This window comes from Cyclobacterium sp. L-R, assembly GCF_056859355.1.
This window is the reverse complement of record NZ_JBSXOH010000015.1, coordinates 1-18,198: the sequence shown is the minus strand read 5'-3', so window position 1 is coordinate 18,198 and position 18,198 is coordinate 1. Positions and strand designations below refer to the sequence as shown.

13 protein-coding genes and 1 tRNA gene are annotated in these 18,198 nt (G+C 36.6%); 10 read left to right on the top strand and 4 right to left on the bottom strand.

The genetic code is table 11. The features are described 5' to 3' along the window. Positions 1-301: 301 nt before the first annotated feature. Positions 302-2,674, bottom strand: a complete 2,373-nt coding sequence (locus AC13EX_RS00830) for a TonB-dependent receptor (RefSeq protein ID WP_482891169.1) — start codon at positions 2,672-2,674, stop codon at positions 302-304. Positions 2,675-2,872: 198 nt separating this feature from the next. On the opposite strand from AC13EX_RS00830, the gene AC13EX_RS00825 reads away from it, so the two are divergent. Continuing rightward, positions 2,873-3,907: a sensor histidine kinase gene (locus tag AC13EX_RS00825; protein WP_482891168.1), complete on the top strand. Its 1,035-nt coding sequence runs from the start codon at positions 2,873-2,875 to the stop codon at positions 3,905-3,907. Between the two features lies 1 nt (position 3,908). Further along, positions 3,909-4,613 (top strand): LytR/AlgR family response regulator transcription factor, encoded by a 705-nt coding sequence (locus AC13EX_RS00820; RefSeq protein WP_482891167.1) that lies wholly within the window; start codon positions 3,909-3,911, stop codon positions 4,611-4,613. 5 nt (positions 4,614-4,618) lie between these two features. On the opposite strand, the gene AC13EX_RS00815 is transcribed toward AC13EX_RS00820, so the two are convergent. Both AC13EX_RS00815 and AC13EX_RS00810 read right to left on the bottom strand, forming a co-directional pair. After that, positions 4,619-5,452: a 3-keto-disaccharide hydrolase gene (locus AC13EX_RS00815; protein WP_482891170.1), complete on the bottom strand. Its 834-nt coding sequence runs from the start codon at positions 5,450-5,452 to the stop codon at positions 4,619-4,621. 35 nt (positions 5,453-5,487) lie between these two features. After that, complete coding sequence (locus AC13EX_RS00810) at positions 5,488-7,731, bottom strand: bifunctional SulP family inorganic anion transporter/carbonic anhydrase (RefSeq protein WP_482891166.1); 2,244 nt, start codon at positions 7,729-7,731, stop codon at positions 5,488-5,490. Between the two features lie 347 nt (positions 7,732-8,078). Between AC13EX_RS00810 and AC13EX_RS00805 the strand changes: the two genes are divergently transcribed. From AC13EX_RS00805 to AC13EX_RS00795, 3 genes are all read left to right on the top strand, one after another. Then, positions 8,079-9,383 carry an alpha/beta hydrolase family protein gene (locus AC13EX_RS00805; protein WP_482891165.1) on the top strand — a complete coding sequence of 435 codons (1,305 nt, stop codon included), beginning with the start codon at positions 8,079-8,081 and terminating at the stop codon, positions 9,381-9,383. A gap of 91 nt (positions 9,384-9,474) precedes the next feature. Continuing rightward, entirely contained in the window at positions 9,475-9,993 is a 519-nt protein-coding gene (locus AC13EX_RS00800) for a DUF4943 family protein (protein WP_482891164.1), read from the top strand. 632 nt (positions 9,994-10,625) lie between these two features. Beyond that, positions 10,626-12,473: a chloride channel protein gene (locus AC13EX_RS00795; RefSeq protein WP_482891163.1), complete on the top strand. Its 1,848-nt coding sequence runs from the start codon at positions 10,626-10,628 to the stop codon at positions 12,471-12,473. A 272-nt stretch (positions 12,474-12,745) separates the two neighbouring features. On the opposite strand, the gene AC13EX_RS00790 is transcribed toward AC13EX_RS00795, so the two are convergent. Next, a tRNA-Glu gene (locus AC13EX_RS00790) sits at positions 12,746-12,817 on the bottom strand. A 231-nt stretch (positions 12,818-13,048) separates the two neighbouring features. On the opposite strand from AC13EX_RS00790, the gene AC13EX_RS00785 reads away from it, so the two are divergent. The 5 genes from AC13EX_RS00785 (at position 13,049) to AC13EX_RS00765 (ending at position 17,540) form a co-directional block, all read left to right on the top strand. Then, positions 13,049-13,687: a peroxiredoxin gene (locus AC13EX_RS00785; RefSeq protein WP_339717853.1), complete on the top strand. Its 639-nt coding sequence runs from the start codon at positions 13,049-13,051 to the stop codon at positions 13,685-13,687. A gap of 680 nt (positions 13,688-14,367) precedes the next feature. Further along, complete coding sequence (locus AC13EX_RS00780) at positions 14,368-15,453, top strand: 3-oxoacyl-ACP synthase III family protein (protein WP_482891162.1); 1,086 nt, start codon at positions 14,368-14,370, stop codon at positions 15,451-15,453. Between the two features lie 20 nt (positions 15,454-15,473). Continuing rightward, positions 15,474-16,307 carry an amidohydrolase family protein gene (locus AC13EX_RS00775; protein ID WP_482891161.1) on the top strand — a complete coding sequence of 278 codons (834 nt, stop codon included), beginning with the start codon at positions 15,474-15,476 and terminating at the stop codon, positions 16,305-16,307. A 15-nt stretch (positions 16,308-16,322) separates the two neighbouring features. After that, the gene (locus tag AC13EX_RS00770; RefSeq protein WP_048643397.1) at positions 16,323-16,652 is read left to right on the top strand and encodes an L-rhamnose mutarotase; all 330 of its coding nucleotides are present in this window, start codon (positions 16,323-16,325) and stop codon (positions 16,650-16,652) included. 345 nt (positions 16,653-16,997) lie between these two features. Then, positions 16,998-17,540 carry a hypothetical protein gene (locus tag AC13EX_RS00765; protein WP_048644640.1) on the top strand — a complete coding sequence of 181 codons (543 nt, stop codon included), beginning with the start codon at positions 16,998-17,000 and terminating at the stop codon, positions 17,538-17,540. Positions 17,541-18,198 lie beyond the last annotated feature (658 nt).

Sequence of the window (18,198 nt, the reverse complement as noted above, 5' to 3'; positions counted from 1 at the left end):
ACTATTCCTTGGCAAGTTGCTCCTCAGCAGAGCTTGCCTCCGCTTTATCGTGGTACTGTAAGTTAAATGAAACTTCTTAGAAATTAAAACACTTACTATATTTGAAAAACAAAAGTGTCAACCATTTTCAGGACGAGACATTGGGGGTCAGGACGGAGAAATCCTATTACATAATCCGGGTTTATTTTCTGATCATGGAATCTGAGGAAAATGAAAATGCCGCAAATATAAACCTGCGGCATTTAATGGCTTGTCGATGTAATTTTATTTTTCTGCTATTGGAAGACAGGTTAATTAGGTTTTAAAAGCGGCGTTTTTGTCCACTGAATTCCATTGCTTCACCTTTTCCAAAGCCATAGCTTAAACCAAAGGTGACAAACCTTCCTCGCATTCTATGGCTGTATTGTGAGAAGTTGCTTTGGATTGTTTCACTTTCAAATATCCTACTTGCAAAAGCATCTCTAACACTAAGATTAAGGATTACTTTTCCTTTTAGTATTTTTTTCCTGACACCAATGTCAGCCATGGCATAGCCACTCATCAATTGTTGAAATGTTTGTCTTTTTGATTGGTAGTTTCCAACGAGCTCCAAGGCAAAGTCAGCAGGGAAATCAATTTTTGTAGTTAACCTTGTAGACCATTGGTCAGCATTGAAGTCAAAATCTGTAGATTCATAAGTTCCTTGTCTATGGAAATAATTGTAATTAAAATCCCCATTAAATGACAACCAATCCAATGGTGTGTATTTACCATTTACTTCCCAACCAGTGGTTTTATTGGTTCCAATATTCATAGGCATGGAGATGGCAACATCCCCTTCAAATCGGGTGACATTTTCCACAGTGCTGGTAATGTACCTGTGATAAACTGATGAGCTTAAAGAGAATGCTTTGTGATCAAATATCCCTGTTATTTCATAGCTATCAGTTAATTCAGGAAGCAAATCCGGATTTCCTGTTCTAATACTGTAATTGTTTCTGATATTATAATAAGGATTCAAGTCAAATAATCTTGGTCTGGCAATTCTTCGTGAATACCCAGCTTGCAGAGAAAAGTTATCCATCATCTTATAAGAGGTATGGACCGTAGGGAAAAAGTTGGTAAAATTCCTGTTGTTTTCTTGGTTATTTTGTTCCAATAAGGTGTATAGGTCTGTGTTTTCTACCCTTAGACCTAATTTGATGCCTGCTTTATCGCCTTCATAAGATCCGGTACTGTATACACCCAGAACTTTTTGGTTGTAGAGAAAAGAATTGGATAAATCTGTTACCACCACCCATTGGTTGTCTTCCCAGTTGCTAATTGAATAATCGTTTCCTACATCTGTAATTAGATATTGGCCACCAGTTTCAAAAGTTATCTTTTCAGTAAAAGGCTGGGTATAATCTGCTTTGAAAGTATATTCTACTTGGCCAAAGTCAGTTTGAGTTTGCTGTCGATCACTTAATGCATCTTCACCAAATTCCGGGGTATTATTGAAGGCTGACTTTTGATCTTTTGAAAATGAGCTACCTAATGCACTGATCAATAGATTATGGTCTTTTTTATCAGAGAAATCTTTTTTGTACTGCATTTCAAATTGCCATTTAGGATTGGTTGCGGAAGTAACCTCATCCCTTTGCCATGCAGAGGAAACGACATTGTCTGCGCCTATAGTGCTATAATTAATCAGTGAAGTTTCTGACTCCCACTCGTAGGCAAAGTTACCGGTAAGTGAAAGTACGTTTTTGTCATCTATATGGTAATCCGTTCCTAAAATAATATTAAGGAAAGATTCGCCTTTGTCTCTTTCTCCAAAATTGTTTATTTCAGTATTGGCAATCTCATTTCTGTTATAGCCTTTGTAATTTTCAGGGAATTTACGTTTACCAACTCCAATTTGGCTGAATAGATTGAACTTTTCAGTTCTTTTATTCAAGCTGAATCCTAGGCTATGGTTGTCTGGAACACCAGTGTTTAATGATACAGAGCCATTAATTCCTCGTTTTTCTTCTTTCTTTAATACGATATTAATAATTCCAGATGTTCCTTCGGCATCGTATTTTGCAGATGGGTTGGTAATGACTTCAACGCTTTCTATCATATCTGCTGTCAAAGTACCCAATGCATTTCCTCCATCACTTGCCAAGACGGATGGTTTGCCATTGATCATGATTTGAACACCGCCAGCTCCTCTTAATTGGATTTGCCCTTCAATATCTACTGTTACCGATGGTACATTATTTAGCACTTCTAGCGCACTTGCCCCTGTACTACTCAGGTCTTGCCCTACATTGAAAATCCTTTTGTCTAGTCGAAATTCTGTTGATGATCTTTCGCCCCTTATTATCACCTCGTCCATCAACTTACTGTCTTCTTCTAAATAGACAATTCCAAAATCAACTTTTCCATTGTTAATTTGATAATCAGTAATGGTTTTTGAAATAAAACCTATAAAGCTAACTTCTAGAATAAATGTTTCATCCTGGGTAATTAGCAATAGTCCACCATCTGCTTTTGTGGTGGTACCCACCAGTAGGTTTCCAGACTCCTTGTCAAGCAATTTAATGGTAGCAAATTCAATTGGAATTTGGCTATTTGCTACCAGCACTTTTCCGGATACTTCTATATCCTGTGCCGTAGAAGAAAATTGGGTCACAAAAAAAAGTGTGACAAGTGTTTGAAGTAATTTCATAGTAGTTGAATATTTCTTTTGATTATGTGAATTTGTAAATAAATAGTCAACAAATAAAAAGTATTCGGTAAACGGTTCATTTTGTCTGTCAAACGACAGATATGTTATTTATGAGTTAATCTTGTTGTTTGTAGGGATAAACGGGCTGTTTAACTTTTATTTTTGTTTAAGAGCCTTCCTATTTTCTATATTTGTCCCATGGAGAGGCATCTACAAAAACAAAACATAGCCTATAAGGAGTTCTTTTTTCAACTTGTGTTACATGCATTGGTTTTTAGTTTCTATGTAATAGATAGTAGTCATCCCAGTAAAGTCAATACATTTCATTGGTATGATGTTGTGTATTTTCTAAACTATACAATGGCTAACCTTATCATAAGTTACGTATTGCTGCCCAGGTTTTTCTACAAAAAGAATTACGTAGCCTTTTTTGGATTGACCTTTCTTACCATTGCCCTTGTTATTGTTTTGGAAGAACTAGGGATAGAGAAATGGTTTTTTCCAGATTCCAGAGGAACAGGTTTCCCAGGGGTAATCTTTAGTTTGGCACAGGTATTACCTGTGATTGTCATTCTTTCAGGGTTTAAGTTTGCATGGGATGCACTTCGCAATCAGCGGAAGGTAGAGGAGTTGAAGGCAATCATAAAAGAAGGGGAATTGACTTTTTTAAAGTCTCAAATTAATCCTCATTTCCTTTTCAATAATCTCAATAATCTCTATTCCTACGCCGTTGTAAAGTCTTCGAAAACACCAGAAATAATACTTGAGCTAAGTTCCGTGTTGCGGTACATGCTTTATGAATGTAAGGAGGCCTCTGTTCCTCTTTCCAAAGAAATTGAACACCTTAGAAATTTCACCCGGCTGTATGAAATGCAAATTGAAGAGCGGGGAGAGGTTACTTTTGAGGCTCCAACGGACTTTTCGGGGTTTAGAATAGCACCGTTAATTCTAAATGTATTTATCGAAAATGCCTTCAAACACAGTCAAACTGGTCAATCAGAAAAAATTAAAATAGCGATTAAGTTGTCAATCCACGATGATGGAAATTTGATTTTCATTTGTCAAAACAACTATAAACATCCTGGTCAGGTGGTACGCTCCGGTAAAGGTATAGGGTTAATAAATGTAAAGAAGAGGTTGAAGTTGCTTTACCCTGATGGCCACGTATTGGATATTCAGCAGTCGGATATAGAATATAAGGTAACCTTAGAAATGGCATTAAACAGGAACTAAGATGAATTGCATTATAATTGAAGACCAGCCACCAGCTCAAAGAATACTTAAAAAGTACATTGAGGACATGGGTACTCTTGAACTTATGGGTACTTTTAGTGACCCTATTATGGCAATGGAGTTTTTGAATAACAATGGCATAGATCTGATTTTTTTGGACATTCATCTCCCTAGGTTAACAGGCCTTGATCTACTTAAAAGTTTAAGCAAAAAACCAGCTATTATCCTTACCACTGCCTATTCTGAATATGCATTGGAAAGTTACGAATTGGATGTAGTGGATTACTTATTAAAACCTTTTTCATTTCTACGCTTTGTAAAGGCGGTCGGTAAAGTTTCAGTGTCGGTAGACACCAAAACCAATGAAAAGCCGATAATAAAATCAAACCCTGCCAAAAAAGAGCATTTTGTCAAATTAGGGTATGACCATGTCAGAATTGCTTTTGAAGACATCATGTACATACGTGCAGATGGTGATTACTGTGAGATCATCCTTATGGATAAAAAGTACTTGTCATCTGAACCCATGCGAAAATGGATGGAGCTTTTAGATGGGCTTCACTTTATTCGCATACATAAATCCTATATGGTAAATATAACCAGAATAGAGAAAGTTTCAGGGAATTTAATCACCTTAGTCAACGGCGAGCAATTGCCTATTGGCAGAGCATTTAAGGAAGATTTTTCCGAAAGATTCTTGAAGTAAATTGCTTAGTTTAATTCCTTTATTTTAATGTTTTTAAACTCTACACCCTGTCCTTCGGCCTGTAATCCAATGTATCCTTCTTTTAGCATTTGTCCATCAACCTTATATGAAGGGTCAAAACGATTGGCAACACCACCCCCAATTTGAGGATTGGTGTATTTCAATACTTGTTCACCATTAACCTTATGGATCACAAGGGAATCTCTATATACAATCAATTCTGCATGTACCCATTCGTCCCAGGGAAAAGTAGGAGAGCTGGAACTAATACAATGTCTGGGATCCATTTCTCCATTATAGAATACTTCAGTCCCAGGAGAGCACATGTTTCCTGTAGGTCGTGGTTTACCATCCCCAGCATCAGCCAGCATTTGGTATTCAACAGATATGGGCCAATCCTGTTCTTTCAGTATTGTTTCGGGTGCTTGGGAATGAAACATAACACCACTGTTTCTATATGTATAGCTAGGTGCATCTTCCATCCATTGGTCTGTGAAGCGATAATCGAATTTTAAATGAAATGAAGAATATGGTTTTTTATAAAACAAGTGTCCATAGCGCTCATCAAAACGCTCATAGCCATCATAATTGACCTGAATAATCCCATATACCACCCGAAAGGTGTTTGCATAGTTGTCCCCTGACTCATGGTGTTGTAATTTTGCTGTCCAACCTTCCAGATTTTTGCCATTAAAGATGGTTTCCCATTCAGCCTCTGTTGATTTTACTGTGGTCTTTGATTCACTTTTTCCGCAGGAAGAAAACAATAAAAGCAGAAGAAATATAGCCAGTAATTGAGCCAGTTGAAAAGATGGACGATTAAATGTAGGGAAGTTCATTTTATTGGGTTTCATGGGTGGTTTAAATTCAAGCCCTAATTTAGTGAATTATTATTAGACCTATTCTCAGCAATACTAAGCGTGGAAAACTCAATTTTTCCAGTTTTCCTATTAAATATGGCCGTACACAAGCCAATATTACCTTTTAGGATTTCACTCTTTAGATAAGGATTGCTGGAAAGAACCAAAGCTCTGGAGTATTCTATGTTCCATTTTGTTAATCGCTCAGTCCAATCCTCCAGATTCTCTGCATTTAATTCTTTAGGTTTGAAAAAACCTTCAGAAATGGCAGGTGTCAGCAAGCTACTGATTCGCTCTTCCGATGAGCTCATTGTGTTTTTTAAGGCATAGTTAATTAGTTTATTCGGTGAATGCCCCATTATCAAAATTAGCTTGGCATGTTGTTTTCTGCAGGAAATTTCAATGGTGTTAATAAGGTCGACTCCTAGAATGTTACCTGCAACTTTCAATGGAATTAGGTCGCCTATTCCTGTGTTCATCAACATGTTAAGAGGTTCTCGCATGTCTATACAATTGACTACAATGGCCAAAGGAGCATCCTTGATGAAATCCTTTAATTTTTTGTTTTGGAATCTCCTCGAAACCAGGTCACCGTCTACATACCGTTTATTACCTTCTTCTAGGAAGTTCAATATTTTTTGAGGTGTTTTAAGATCATTTCTATCTTGAGAATGTTTTCGATCTATTTTAATTTTATTTCTAGGTGTGAAATTGTCTCCCAAGCCTATTATGTTGAAGTCAATGTTGTTTTCCTTTGCAAAAGTGTCTTTGTAATCCTCAAAAATCTCCAAAATATCGGGTTCAACGTAGGAAGAAAAGGAAGCGTCAATGATCACTTTTGTTCCATTTGGCAAGTTCCAAAGCGTTCTTTTAATGGCTGGTTTGTTTAAAAATGAGACTTCATTTGACAGTTCAAGTCGGACAATTTTCTTTTTATTGACAGGATTGGTTGCCTCTATATAATAAGGATTATAAAAATTGCTTCTAAGTAAGAAAAAGACACTTACTGCTGATCCAATCAATACACCTAATAACACATCTGTTAAGAGAATAGCAATTACCGTGACTGCAAAGGGTAAAAACTGCACCCAGCCTTTTCTGTACATCTGTTTGATGATTCGAAAGGAAGTAAGTTTATACCCAACTAATAGTAATATAGCAGCAAGGGAGGCCAAAGGAATTAAATTGATAATATTGCTGAGGAATAAAACGCTAATGGTCAATAGAAAACCATGGATCAGTGTAGAGAATTTGGATTCAGCACCTGCCTCAATGTTTACAGAACTACGTACAATCACTGACGTAATGGGGATTCCTCCTAATAAACCTGCAAGTGTGTTCCCTATCCCTTGAGCTACCAACTCTTGATTGGGTGGGCTTCTTCTTTTATGGGGATCCAGATTGTCTGTAGCTTCCAGATTTAAAAGTGTGGCTATGGATCCTATTATAGCAATGGTGAAAGCATAGGTCCAAACTTTGCTGTCATTTATGGCAGAAAAATCAGGAAAGGTAAACAATGAACCAAAGTGATTTATTTCTGGTATATTGACCAGATGGACACCGTCTAGATATAGGGTAGGGATATAGAACTTGAAAAGCTGGTTAAGTCCTACTCCTAATATTACAACAAATAAAGAGGGAGGAAATAGTTTTAAGTGCTTTAAGGGGGTTTTATCCCAGTATATCATAATTACCAATGAAATAAGAGATAGCAAAAGTGCTCCAGGAGCAATGGTGGTAAAAACCAAAAACGCTCTTTCTTGTAGCCCTGTAAAAAAATCTTGTGAATAATTCAATAGTCGACTTTCGTTGAGTTCTACACCCAGTGCATAAGGCAATTGGGAAAAAATAAGAATTAGCCCAATTGCAGCCAGTAAACCCTTTATAATATTGGTTGGGATATAGTCGGCAATTCTACCGGCTTTAAGGAAACCAAGGGCAACTTGAATTAAGCCTCCTATCAATAGTGCCAATAGGAATACCTGAAAAGAACCCAACAGTTGAATAGCAATTAATACCACCGCAGATAAGCTAGCAGCAGGTCCGGTTACGCTTGTGTGGGAGCGACTAATTAAGCCAACAACCAACCCCCCAATCATTCCAGAAATTAATCCAGAGATCAGCGGTGCACCACTCGCCAAAGCTATGCCCAAGCACAGAGGAAGAGCTACCAGAAAAACCACAATTCCAGCAGGAATATCCTTTGAAGGATTATTGTATGTTTTCGGACCAAATAGTTTATTCTGCTTAAATCCCATAGGTTTTTTACGATTGTTGTATTTTCAAATTAATACTTATATTAAACCTAAATTATTATAAAATATTTTCATAGTACCTAAAGAAGAAATTATGATGGGATAAAATTAATATTTTCTAAATCTTATTCTTAAGACAAAAATAGAACAAGAATTATGGATATTTATTTTCGAACCAAAATTTTTATTTCAAGTTGTTATATGAAATAACTTATCTATTAATTGATCAAACCAATTGTGATTTAAACGTGGACAGGCCTGTATTGGTCTTATAGCTTAATGAGGATTCAAAAAAAACACATTATTGATTCTCTTTTTAATTTCCTGAAAAAATAAACCCCTATGTACCTATGAAGTTTGCGAAGAAATATTTTCCAACAGCTGTTATTATTTTAATATTATTCAGGGTTACTGCTGTGATTGGGCAAAACGACCCTGATTTTTTTTACAATGGAGATTTACTCCCTGATGCACCCGAGTTGGCAGAAAGGGGAGAATATGCAGTTGGTGTTCAAACCTTGGAACTTATACATGAAAACCAACCCGATATAGCCAATTTCAGTAAGGAGCAACAACCCAGGTACGACAGGCCTTTGACGGTGGAAGTTTGGTACCCTGCTGAGGGTGATGCTCAATCAGAAACTACCTACAACGACTATATAGGGGTTGCAAATGATGAAAAACGTCCTCTTAGTCCTTTTTCATTTAAAGGACGGGCCGAACGCAATGCTTCACCAAAAAAGGATGAAGAAACCTATCCTTTGGTGATTGTTTCACATGGGTATTTGGGTTCCAGGTACCTGATGACCTATCTAACTGAAAACCTGGCATCCAAAGGCTATGTAGTAGTAGCCATACACCATACAGAATCTACTTTTGAGGATCCAGGTAAATTTTCCAGTACCCTTTACCACCGGCCTATCGATGATTTATTCGTTTTAAATGAAATGGAAAAAAGGGGTAAGAAAGATGCTGGAGGTTTTTTAGCTGGAATGGTTGATGCAGAGCATACGGCTTTAATAGGTTATTCCATGGGAGGTTATGGCGCATTAAATGCTGCAGGGGCTGGGTTTTCTTCGGCCTTTGGTGGGTTCTTTGGGCAAATGACCGGGGGAAGTGATCTAATAATGGAGCGAAGCCTTGCGAAACCATCCTATTCAACTTCTATTGATTCAAGAATAAAGGCTGTAGTGGCTTTTGCACCTTGGGGTATGGCAAGAGGAGTGTGGGACAATGAGGGTTTGGCAAATCTTAAGCTTCCGGTATTTTTAGTGGCTGGAGACCAAGATGATATTTCAGGTTATGAAAAAGGAATTAAAGCCGTATATGATGGTGCCGTCAATGCCAATCGGTACATATTAACCTATATCAATGCAAGACATAATGTAGCTCCTAATCCACCACCAGCTGAATCATTCCAAAAGGGCATGCACCTGGATGAATACCTACGGTATGCAGAGCCTGCATGGGATCAGAGAAGAATTAACAATATTAACCAACACTTTGTCACTGCATTTTTAGGGATCCACCTTAAAGGCATAGACTATTCTACCTATCTTGATTTACCAGTGGATGCATTGGAAGAAACTTGGAAAGGTTTTAAACCTAGAACCTCTATTGGTTTAGAATTAAGGCATACAGGGGCCAATAAGTGAGAGCGTTATTAACTAATTTTATTTATTATATTTATTATATTTATTATATTTAATTAAAATTTTAATGCGTACGGTATTCATTTAATGGACCATGAAAGATATGAGATTTACTTTGGTTATTTTTGCGCTTTTGGCTTTTGTCAGCTGTGATAAAAGGGAAGAAGAGATGTCCGAAAATGTGACTGTCAATCAATATGTGGATTTACTTGTAAAGGGGGAATATTCCTCCACGGAATTACCGTCTTTTACGGCCGCTGATATCCCTGAGTTACTTGAATACCGTGACAGTAGACAAAAAATATCGAATTTCCCGATCAACTGGATATCTTCTTCCTTGACAGAAGAGAGCACTTTAGGGATGTATGTTTTATGGACAGTAGAATCAATCCGTGCAGTAGCTATCGATAGTGAATTTCTTATAGGGAGGTTCCCCTCTCAAAATCCTGTAGTGCAGATGCGGGCCAGTCCATTTGAATATGTGCCAGAGGATGAATCCCTTGAGATAGTCGCTGAAGCCTATATGGAATGGTGGCAGAAGAACAAAGATCGGGCATTTGATGAATTTAAGGAAGTTGATCCAATGTTGAGTACTGACCTAAGGTGGCATTAAACTGTCAACTAAAGGAGGTTCATCCCCTTATTTGGGAGTGGGTTATGTATGCTCTTACCGCCGTTATTGAGCGTCAATAGATGGTTTTTTATTTCATCCAGGGGCTAAGAATAGCTATTCCTCCGCAATACCTCAAGAAGACAAGATTCCCAAGTATTTTTCCATTGGAAAATTACTTGGGAATCTTTGTATAATAAAGATGCTAGGTATGTAGATGTTGACATCAAATAATATAAAATTTGTGCTACCTTTAAATCCTGAAAACACGTATATAAACCCAAAATTCACTTGATTTACTAAGTCGGAAATCAAATGGAATATTGATTTTGATCAATAATAGCCTTATTAATGGGATCTCATAAATCTGATTTTATCGGATTGTGAAAATTAGTTTTTAGATTTTAAAGGGAAGTGGTCTCTCCGAACAATAGCCGTTTTATAGCCCAATTCTTAATTAATTACATAGGCTTCCTAAATTTGTCTAAAACTTGTTTATTTCTGGAAGAATTGGTGTTTTTGTGTGTTGATTCAACTTGTTTGTTGCATCACCCATAGTGTTTTAGTGAAATTAAAATCTTTGAGCTGTAAATTATTTGTCCAATTATCTCAACTTTAATCATCTCAAAATTTAAATGAATAGGAAAATAAAAGTTCTTTACATAAGTTTTTTACAATTCAAAAAGAATTTTATTCAGTATCCTTACAGGAAATTTAATTTTATAGAGTTATTTTTAATATGGCTGAGTCAAAAACTTACTCGTTCTCAGTTTCTTGTTTTGTCGGGGATTTTGGTGGGTTTGAGTGCAGGGTCTGCTGGCGTAATCCTTAAAGTATTTGTCCATTATATCCAATCCTCAATAAGTACCGATGTTCCGCTACAGGAAAGGCTGCTAATATATGGTGTACTGCCTATGATTGGTGTTACCTTAACCGCCTTCGTGGTAAAGTATTTTTATAACGGAGATGAGGAGAAGGAAATATCCTTCATTCTTAAAGACATTTCTAAAAAACAAAGCAAGGTAAAATCAAGTAAAATGTTTTCCCAGATTCTTCAGAGTGGGATAACAGTTGGGTTTGGAGGTTCGGTAGGACTTGAAACACCAATAGCCGTTACGGGTTCTGCAATAGGTTCTAACTTTGCCCAAAGGTATAGACTGGGTTTTAAGGAGAGAACTTTATTATTGGCAGCAGGTGCTGCGGCAGGCATAGCTGCTGCATTTAATGCGCCGATAGCGGGTATAATGTTCGCCTTCGAGATAATTTTAACAGGGCTAGTCTTTACAGATTTTATACCTTTGGTTATTGCGGCCATATGCGGGAGTTTACTTTCAACCATAATCTTAAACGAGGACATATTGTTTAATTTTCAGGCCCGTGAAACCTTCAACCATATCAATGTGGTTTATTTTCTTGCTTTAGGAGTGTTAACTGGTCTGTATGCCAGGTATTTTTTAGTAGTAGGGCAAATGGTCCATAAATTCTTTGAAAAATTTAAAAATAAAGTAATTCGAAAAGCACTTTTAGGTGGTGCTATTCTGTCTATCCTTTGTGTTTTATTCCCACCGCTCTTTGGGGAGGGGTATATGAATATTAGGACCATATATCAGGGCAATGTGGACACGTTGATAGAGGACAGTCTTTTCCGATATTTAGGTAATTCAGATGTTATTATTATTGTATTTTTATCCCTAACAATACTTATAAAAGCATTTGCTACGAGCATCACTCTTAGTTCTGGAGGTAATGGAGGTAATTTTGCTCCATCTTTGATGGCAGGAGGGCTTTTGGGCTTTGTGTTTGGGTTTTCCTTGGAAATAATGGGCTTTACAGATGTGCCTACCACCAATTTAATGTTGGTAGGTATGGCTGGAGTGATGTCAGGAGCCATGTATGCGCCTCTAACAGCGATTTTCCTTATAGCCGAGTCAAGTAGTGGATATGACTTGTTTATCCCTTTAATGATCGTCTCAGTAACCTCTTATATAATTAACAGGTCGTTTTCACCAATCAACCCTTCTTTTAAAGAGTTGGCTGAAAAAGGAGATATTTTTACAACAAGGCAGGACCAGAATATATTGTCACATATTTCACTTAATGAATGTATCAACCCTTCTTCGATTGTTATCCGTACCACAGACAGTATGGAGGAGGTTTTGCACATATTTAGGAATAGCGATCAAAACAGCATGGCTGTAGTGGATGCCAATAACCAATTTTGGGGAGTATTGAATAGGGAGCATTTGCGCCCATTCCTTTTGAATAAAGAGTCTGCTGATGGTACAAGTGTTAGCCAATTGGCCATTGCTCCACCATTTATTATTTCGCCCAATGATTCTGTGATGGAAGTGACCAAGATGTTTGATGAAGCGGATGTGTGGCAACTGCCTCTTCTTGATGAGGACAGAAGATTTAAGGGTTTTATTAGTAGATCAAAAATCTTAACCAATTACCGTGCTTTGTTAAGGGATTATTCGGAATAAGGAATACCTGATAGGGTAGTGGAGCTAAATGAGAAAAGCACCCTTTATAAGGTTTATATATTGCTTAATTCAAAGCGGTAGTGAATAAATAATACTTCCTATTAAGCTTGGTAAAAAAGATTGGTTGGAAATTTCGGATTGAAGTCAACCTTAGGTTCAATTTTAACCAACAAAAAAACCTGATCGATTGATCAGGTTTTTTTATTCACTTTAACCACTAACAACCACAAATAAAATTTGCTTACCGGGTGGCAAACAAATAAAATTTGTTGTAGTCCGTACGGGAATCGAACCCGTGTTTCATCCGTGAAAGGGATACGTCCTAACCCCTAGACGAACGGACCATTTAATGATTGATGTGCTCTTTTTCTAAATGGTGATGCAAATATAGGGTCTTTAAAGAACAAACCAAAACAGAGTAAAAAAATAATCCAAAAGTAATCACAATCCTTTGAAAATTAGGGATAAAATTTGTGTAATGAAAATATTTAAGTACTCGTAAACTTTATTTTTGTCAATTCTGTTTCAATATTATAACCCATAGAATAATTATATAATTTTAAAAAAGTAAAATTATGGCCTTAAGATTAGGAGATATTGCACCGGATTTTACTGCTGACTCTTCAGTAGGAAAAATCAACTTTTATGATTACCTAGGAGACAGCTGGGGTATTTTGTTTTCCCACCCTGCCGATTACACTCCAGTATGTACTACGGAATTGGGAGCAGCTTCAAAGCTAAAAGACGAATTTGCCAAGAGAAATGTTAAAATGCTTGCCTTAAGTGTGGATGGGGCAGAAAGTCACAGGTCTTGGATCAAGGATATTAACGAGACTCAAGATACTACGGTTGGGTTTCCTATAATTGCTGATGAAGACAAGAAAGTTTCCGAACTTTATGACATGATTCACCCCAATTCTAGTGAAAGTTTTACTGTTCGTTCTGTATTTATCATTGGTAATGACAAAAAGGTAAAATTGATCATCACTTACCCTGCAAGCACTGGTAGAAACTTTGTAGAATTATTAAGGGTAATTGATTCATTGCAGTTGACTGCTAATTATTCTGTTGCTACTCCAGCAGATTGGAAAAGTGGAGAAGATGTAGTTGTTTCCCCTGCCATTAAAACGGAGGACATTCCTGCAAAATTCCCTAAAGGATTTAAAGAAATAAAACCTTATTTGAGAATGACTCCTCAACCGGACTTGAAATAATAAGTTTAAAGGTATAGCGGGGCTGATTAATTTCAGCCCCGTTTTTGGTTAAAGGTATTTTTTATCGCCCGGAAGCTATTGAAATTGTCAAAAAGGATTAGCTACTTGGTTTAGGATTGAATAAAGCTATTTTTTTGCCATGCTAGCGTTTTTAGTAAATTAAAAGTAATTCCAGTCTCACAATTGTATTTGCCTATGCAAGAAAATCAGGTTGTTTGGAGATTTTAGCATAGCACCGCTATGGTGAAATTGAAAACAGCAACGAAGTGGCTGATTTTGAACCGATTTCAGCACGTAATAGATTGTCTATTTCATATTTCGAGTTTAATAGAAGCTGCTCCAATACCTATTTAGGGTTAAACTAAGTAGTCATTTTTCTAAGTAAGGGGTATTGAATAGGAACCTTTTTTGTGTGGGAGACCGTAGCAGGGCTTGGTTAGTAAAGGAAATACAATTATTAAAAGTAATTGTTAGGCTCAATTTGAAATAAGTTGTTGCTGTTTTAAGAAAATTAAAAGAAATAATTTCATTTTAAAGCTTTAAAACCATCCGTAAAAAGACTGATGAAAATCATCGAACGAAAAGCGTAATTATTCCTATTATTCAAGTGAATTTCTTCAAACAAATAGTTTATAATACGTATTTTTAGGATTATTAATTTTAGTAAAGAAAATTAGTTAATGGATAAGGAAATAATTAGTAGCATTATCGTAGGATCGGGGAAGTATTTACCAAAAGAAATTATCCCTAATGATTATTTTTTAACCAAAGAATTTTATGACGCAGGCGGTAAAAGATTAGTTAAGCCTAATACCGATATTGTTGCAACGCTTCAAAAAATCACTGAAATAAGAGAAAGGAGGTATCTTGAAGAGAATTTAATGACTTCTGATATGGCTTATTTTGCTGCAAAAGAAGCCTTGACTTCTGCTGAAATTGATGGAGAGTCTCTGGATTATATTATAGTGGCTCATAATTTCGGAGACATTTTAAAAGACAATATTAGAATAGATACTTGTCCTACTTTGGCGGCCAGGGTCAAAAACAAACTAGGGATTAAAAACCCCTATACAGTAGCCTATGATTTGCCATTTGGTTGCCCAGGATGGATTCAGGGAATGATTCAAGCCAATTACTACCTTCAATCCGGTGATGCAAAAAGAGTGATGGTAATAGGTGCAGAAAATTTGTCACGAATTTCTGATCCTCATGACATTGACAGCATGATTTTTTCTGATGGGGCAGGAGCAGTAATCTTAGAGGCGAAGAAGGGAGATAAAAAAGAAGGCATATTGGCACATATTACCAGGTCAGACACCTTGGACCATGCTTATTTATTGACCATTGGACCTTCTTACAATCCCGATTATCCTGACAATACCCGCTTTTTGAAAATGAATGGCAGGAAATTGTATGAGTATGCTATCAAAACTGTAGCGCCTACCCTTAAGGAATGTATTGAAAGGGCAGGGATAGATCTAGAGGCGATCAAGCATGTACTTATCCATCAAGCGAATGCCAAAATGGATCATAATATTTTGGAACGCCTTTTTCTACTTTATGACAAAAAAGATGTCCCAGGGGACCTTATGCCTATGAGTATTCAGGAATTAGGAAACAATTCTGTGGCCACTGTACCTGTATTGTACGATTTGGTGGCAAAGGGGAATAAAGAAAACCATCATTTCAATGCTGGTGATTATTCTTTATTTGCCTCTGTAGGAGCGGGAATGAATATTAATGCTTTTGTTTACCTACATCCATAAAATTTAATTATTGATTTGCTATGATTAAAAAAATAGATGCTCATCAGCACTTTTGGCGCTATGATCCTATTGACTATTCATGGATTAATAAGGAGATGCTCAGTTTGAAGAAGGATTTCCTCCCAGATGATTTATTTCCAATTTTAGAGGAAAATGGAGTTGAAGGAACAGTCGCTGTTCAAGCATTTCAGGATGAAAAAGAAAATGACTTCCTCTTGGACTTGGCAGAAAAACACCCATTTATCTTGGCTGTGGTGGGATGGATAGATTTAAAGTCTGAGGAATTGCCTGTGAGGTTAAGCAAATATAAATCATATAAAAAATTAAAAGGCTTTAGACATGTCCTACAGGATGAAGCTGATCCGGAATACATCCTTAATCAAGCCTTTCAGCGTGGACTAAAAACCATTATTGGCCTTGGGTATACCTATGACCTTTTAGTGCTTCCACATCAAATAAAAGGGGCCATCAAGACTGTGTCCAATTTTGAGAGCGGAAGCTTTGTACTAGATCACTTGGCCAAGCCGGATATCAAAAATGGACAGAATGAGCAATGGAAGGAGAACATCAAAGCATTGGCAGAGTATCCGAATGTCCATTGTAAGCTCTCAGGAATGATTACAGAAGCGGCATGGAATCAATGGGAGGAGAAAGACTTTTACCCCTATATGGATACGGTAATGGAGGCCTTTGGAGAAGATCGGCTCATGTTTGGCTCTGATTGGCCGGTTTGTAAATTGTCCGGTAGCTATGAACAGGTAGTAGGACTAATGGAAGGGTATTTTAAAGGACATTCTGAGTCTACATTACAAAAAATATGGCATACGAATGCGATAAATTTTTATCAACTTTAATAATAATGTTTCACTATGAATAGATATTGCCTTGCCCTGGATTTAAAGGATGACCCTAAAATTATTGAACAGTATATTGAACACCATAAAAGGGTTTCTGACGAAATTATTGCGAGCATTAAAAATGCAGATATTCAAGTGATGGATATCTACCTGACAGGGAATCGCCTTTTTATGATTATGGAAGTTGGGGACACTTTTTCTTTTGAGGAAAAAGCCAAAATGGATGAAAGCAATGAGAAAGTTCAAGAATGGGAAGGGTTAATGAGTACGCTCCAACAAACGCTTCCATGGGCCAAGCCTGGTGAAAAATGGGTGCTTATGGAAAAGATCTTTTCCTTATAAAAAAGCCAAAAATCAACATTTTTAAATGGGTTGATTCAAATTTCAACATGTTTGTAAATTAAGTGGTTTTTTTCTAAAATAGTCAATGGGCAATATTACCAACCCTTGAATGGAGGAAGCAGCATTAATAAAATTTACATTTTTCAAATGAAAAACTGTTCCTAAACGATTGAATTTGAACATCAAATTTTCAATGTTTTATTTTAGATTTTGATGAAAATATAGGTAGTTTTAGATTATTGCATTTGTAGTTTTATGGGATATAGATTAAGGTATTTCGTATTGCATTAAATGTTTTTTAATGTATTGGTGAAAATTTTTAAGAAGAAAAGAATTTTTGTAATTATGAAAATCAATAAATCGACAGTATTATTTTTCGCTTGTCTGATGCTTAGTTTATCTGCATTCTCGCAAAAGGATCATTTAAGTTCCCAAGCAGGAGAAGCCAATTTTGGAATCGGATTTGGGCTTCCCTATGGGGGCGTTGGATTACATATAGGTACCAATGTAGCCAAAGGCCTGAACTTATTTGGAGGTGTTGGCTATCAGATTGCTGATATTGGATATAACCTGGGAATTACTAAAGATTTTGAGAGCAAGAATATGGCTCAATTTTATCTTTCAGGTATGATTGGCACGAATGCAGCCATTAAAATTGATGGGTTACCTCAATCTAGCAAAACCTATTTTGGACCCTCCTTGGGGGCAGGGATCAAATTAAATAGCCATCGGAAAGAAGGGAACTTTTGGGATATGGGAATAATTGTTCCTGTAAGATCTTCTGCCTATCAAAATGATCTGGATGGGCTAAAACAAGATCCAAGAATTACTGGACTTACTGAGCCTTGGCCTGTTTTATTGGTATTTGCGTATAATTTTAATTTGTAATCCTTGCTTTCCTTCTCTAATTAAGGTGGGATGTTTATTCAAAGCAAAACCGGATGAGAATTTCTCATCCGGTTTTGCTTTGAATTTTGTTTTAACCTGGATTATGTAATAGGATTTCTCCGTCCTGACCAATGTCAGGGGTGATAGCCTGTCCCGTGTTTACGGGAAGTGTTGCAATCGCAAGAAAATCAGGCTGTTTGGAGATTTTAGCATAGCACCGCTATGGTGAAATTGAAAACAGGAACGAAATGGCTGATTTTAAAGCGATTTCAGCACTTAATAGATTGTCTATTGCATATTTCGGGTTAAACTGAGCTTACAAACCATCATGCACTCATAACACATTCCTCTATTAGGGAATCCCCTCCTAGCAATTCTTTTAAAAGTTTTATTTTTTATAGCCTATTTAATATTTCGGCAATCAATAAAAAGAGAGTAGCGAAATCACCTATAAAATGGAATCGCTTTTCTTTTGAATTTTTCAATATGTAAAAGAATGTAATCAGTATAATTTTACCTAACTTTAATCACCAAAGTTGAATAGGGTTATTTTACAAAGCGATAAAAATTGTTTTAATGGAAATTTTAGGATTGGATATAGGAGGCTCTGGCATTAAAGGTGCTCCAGTTAATATAGAAACAGGACAGTTAACCGCCG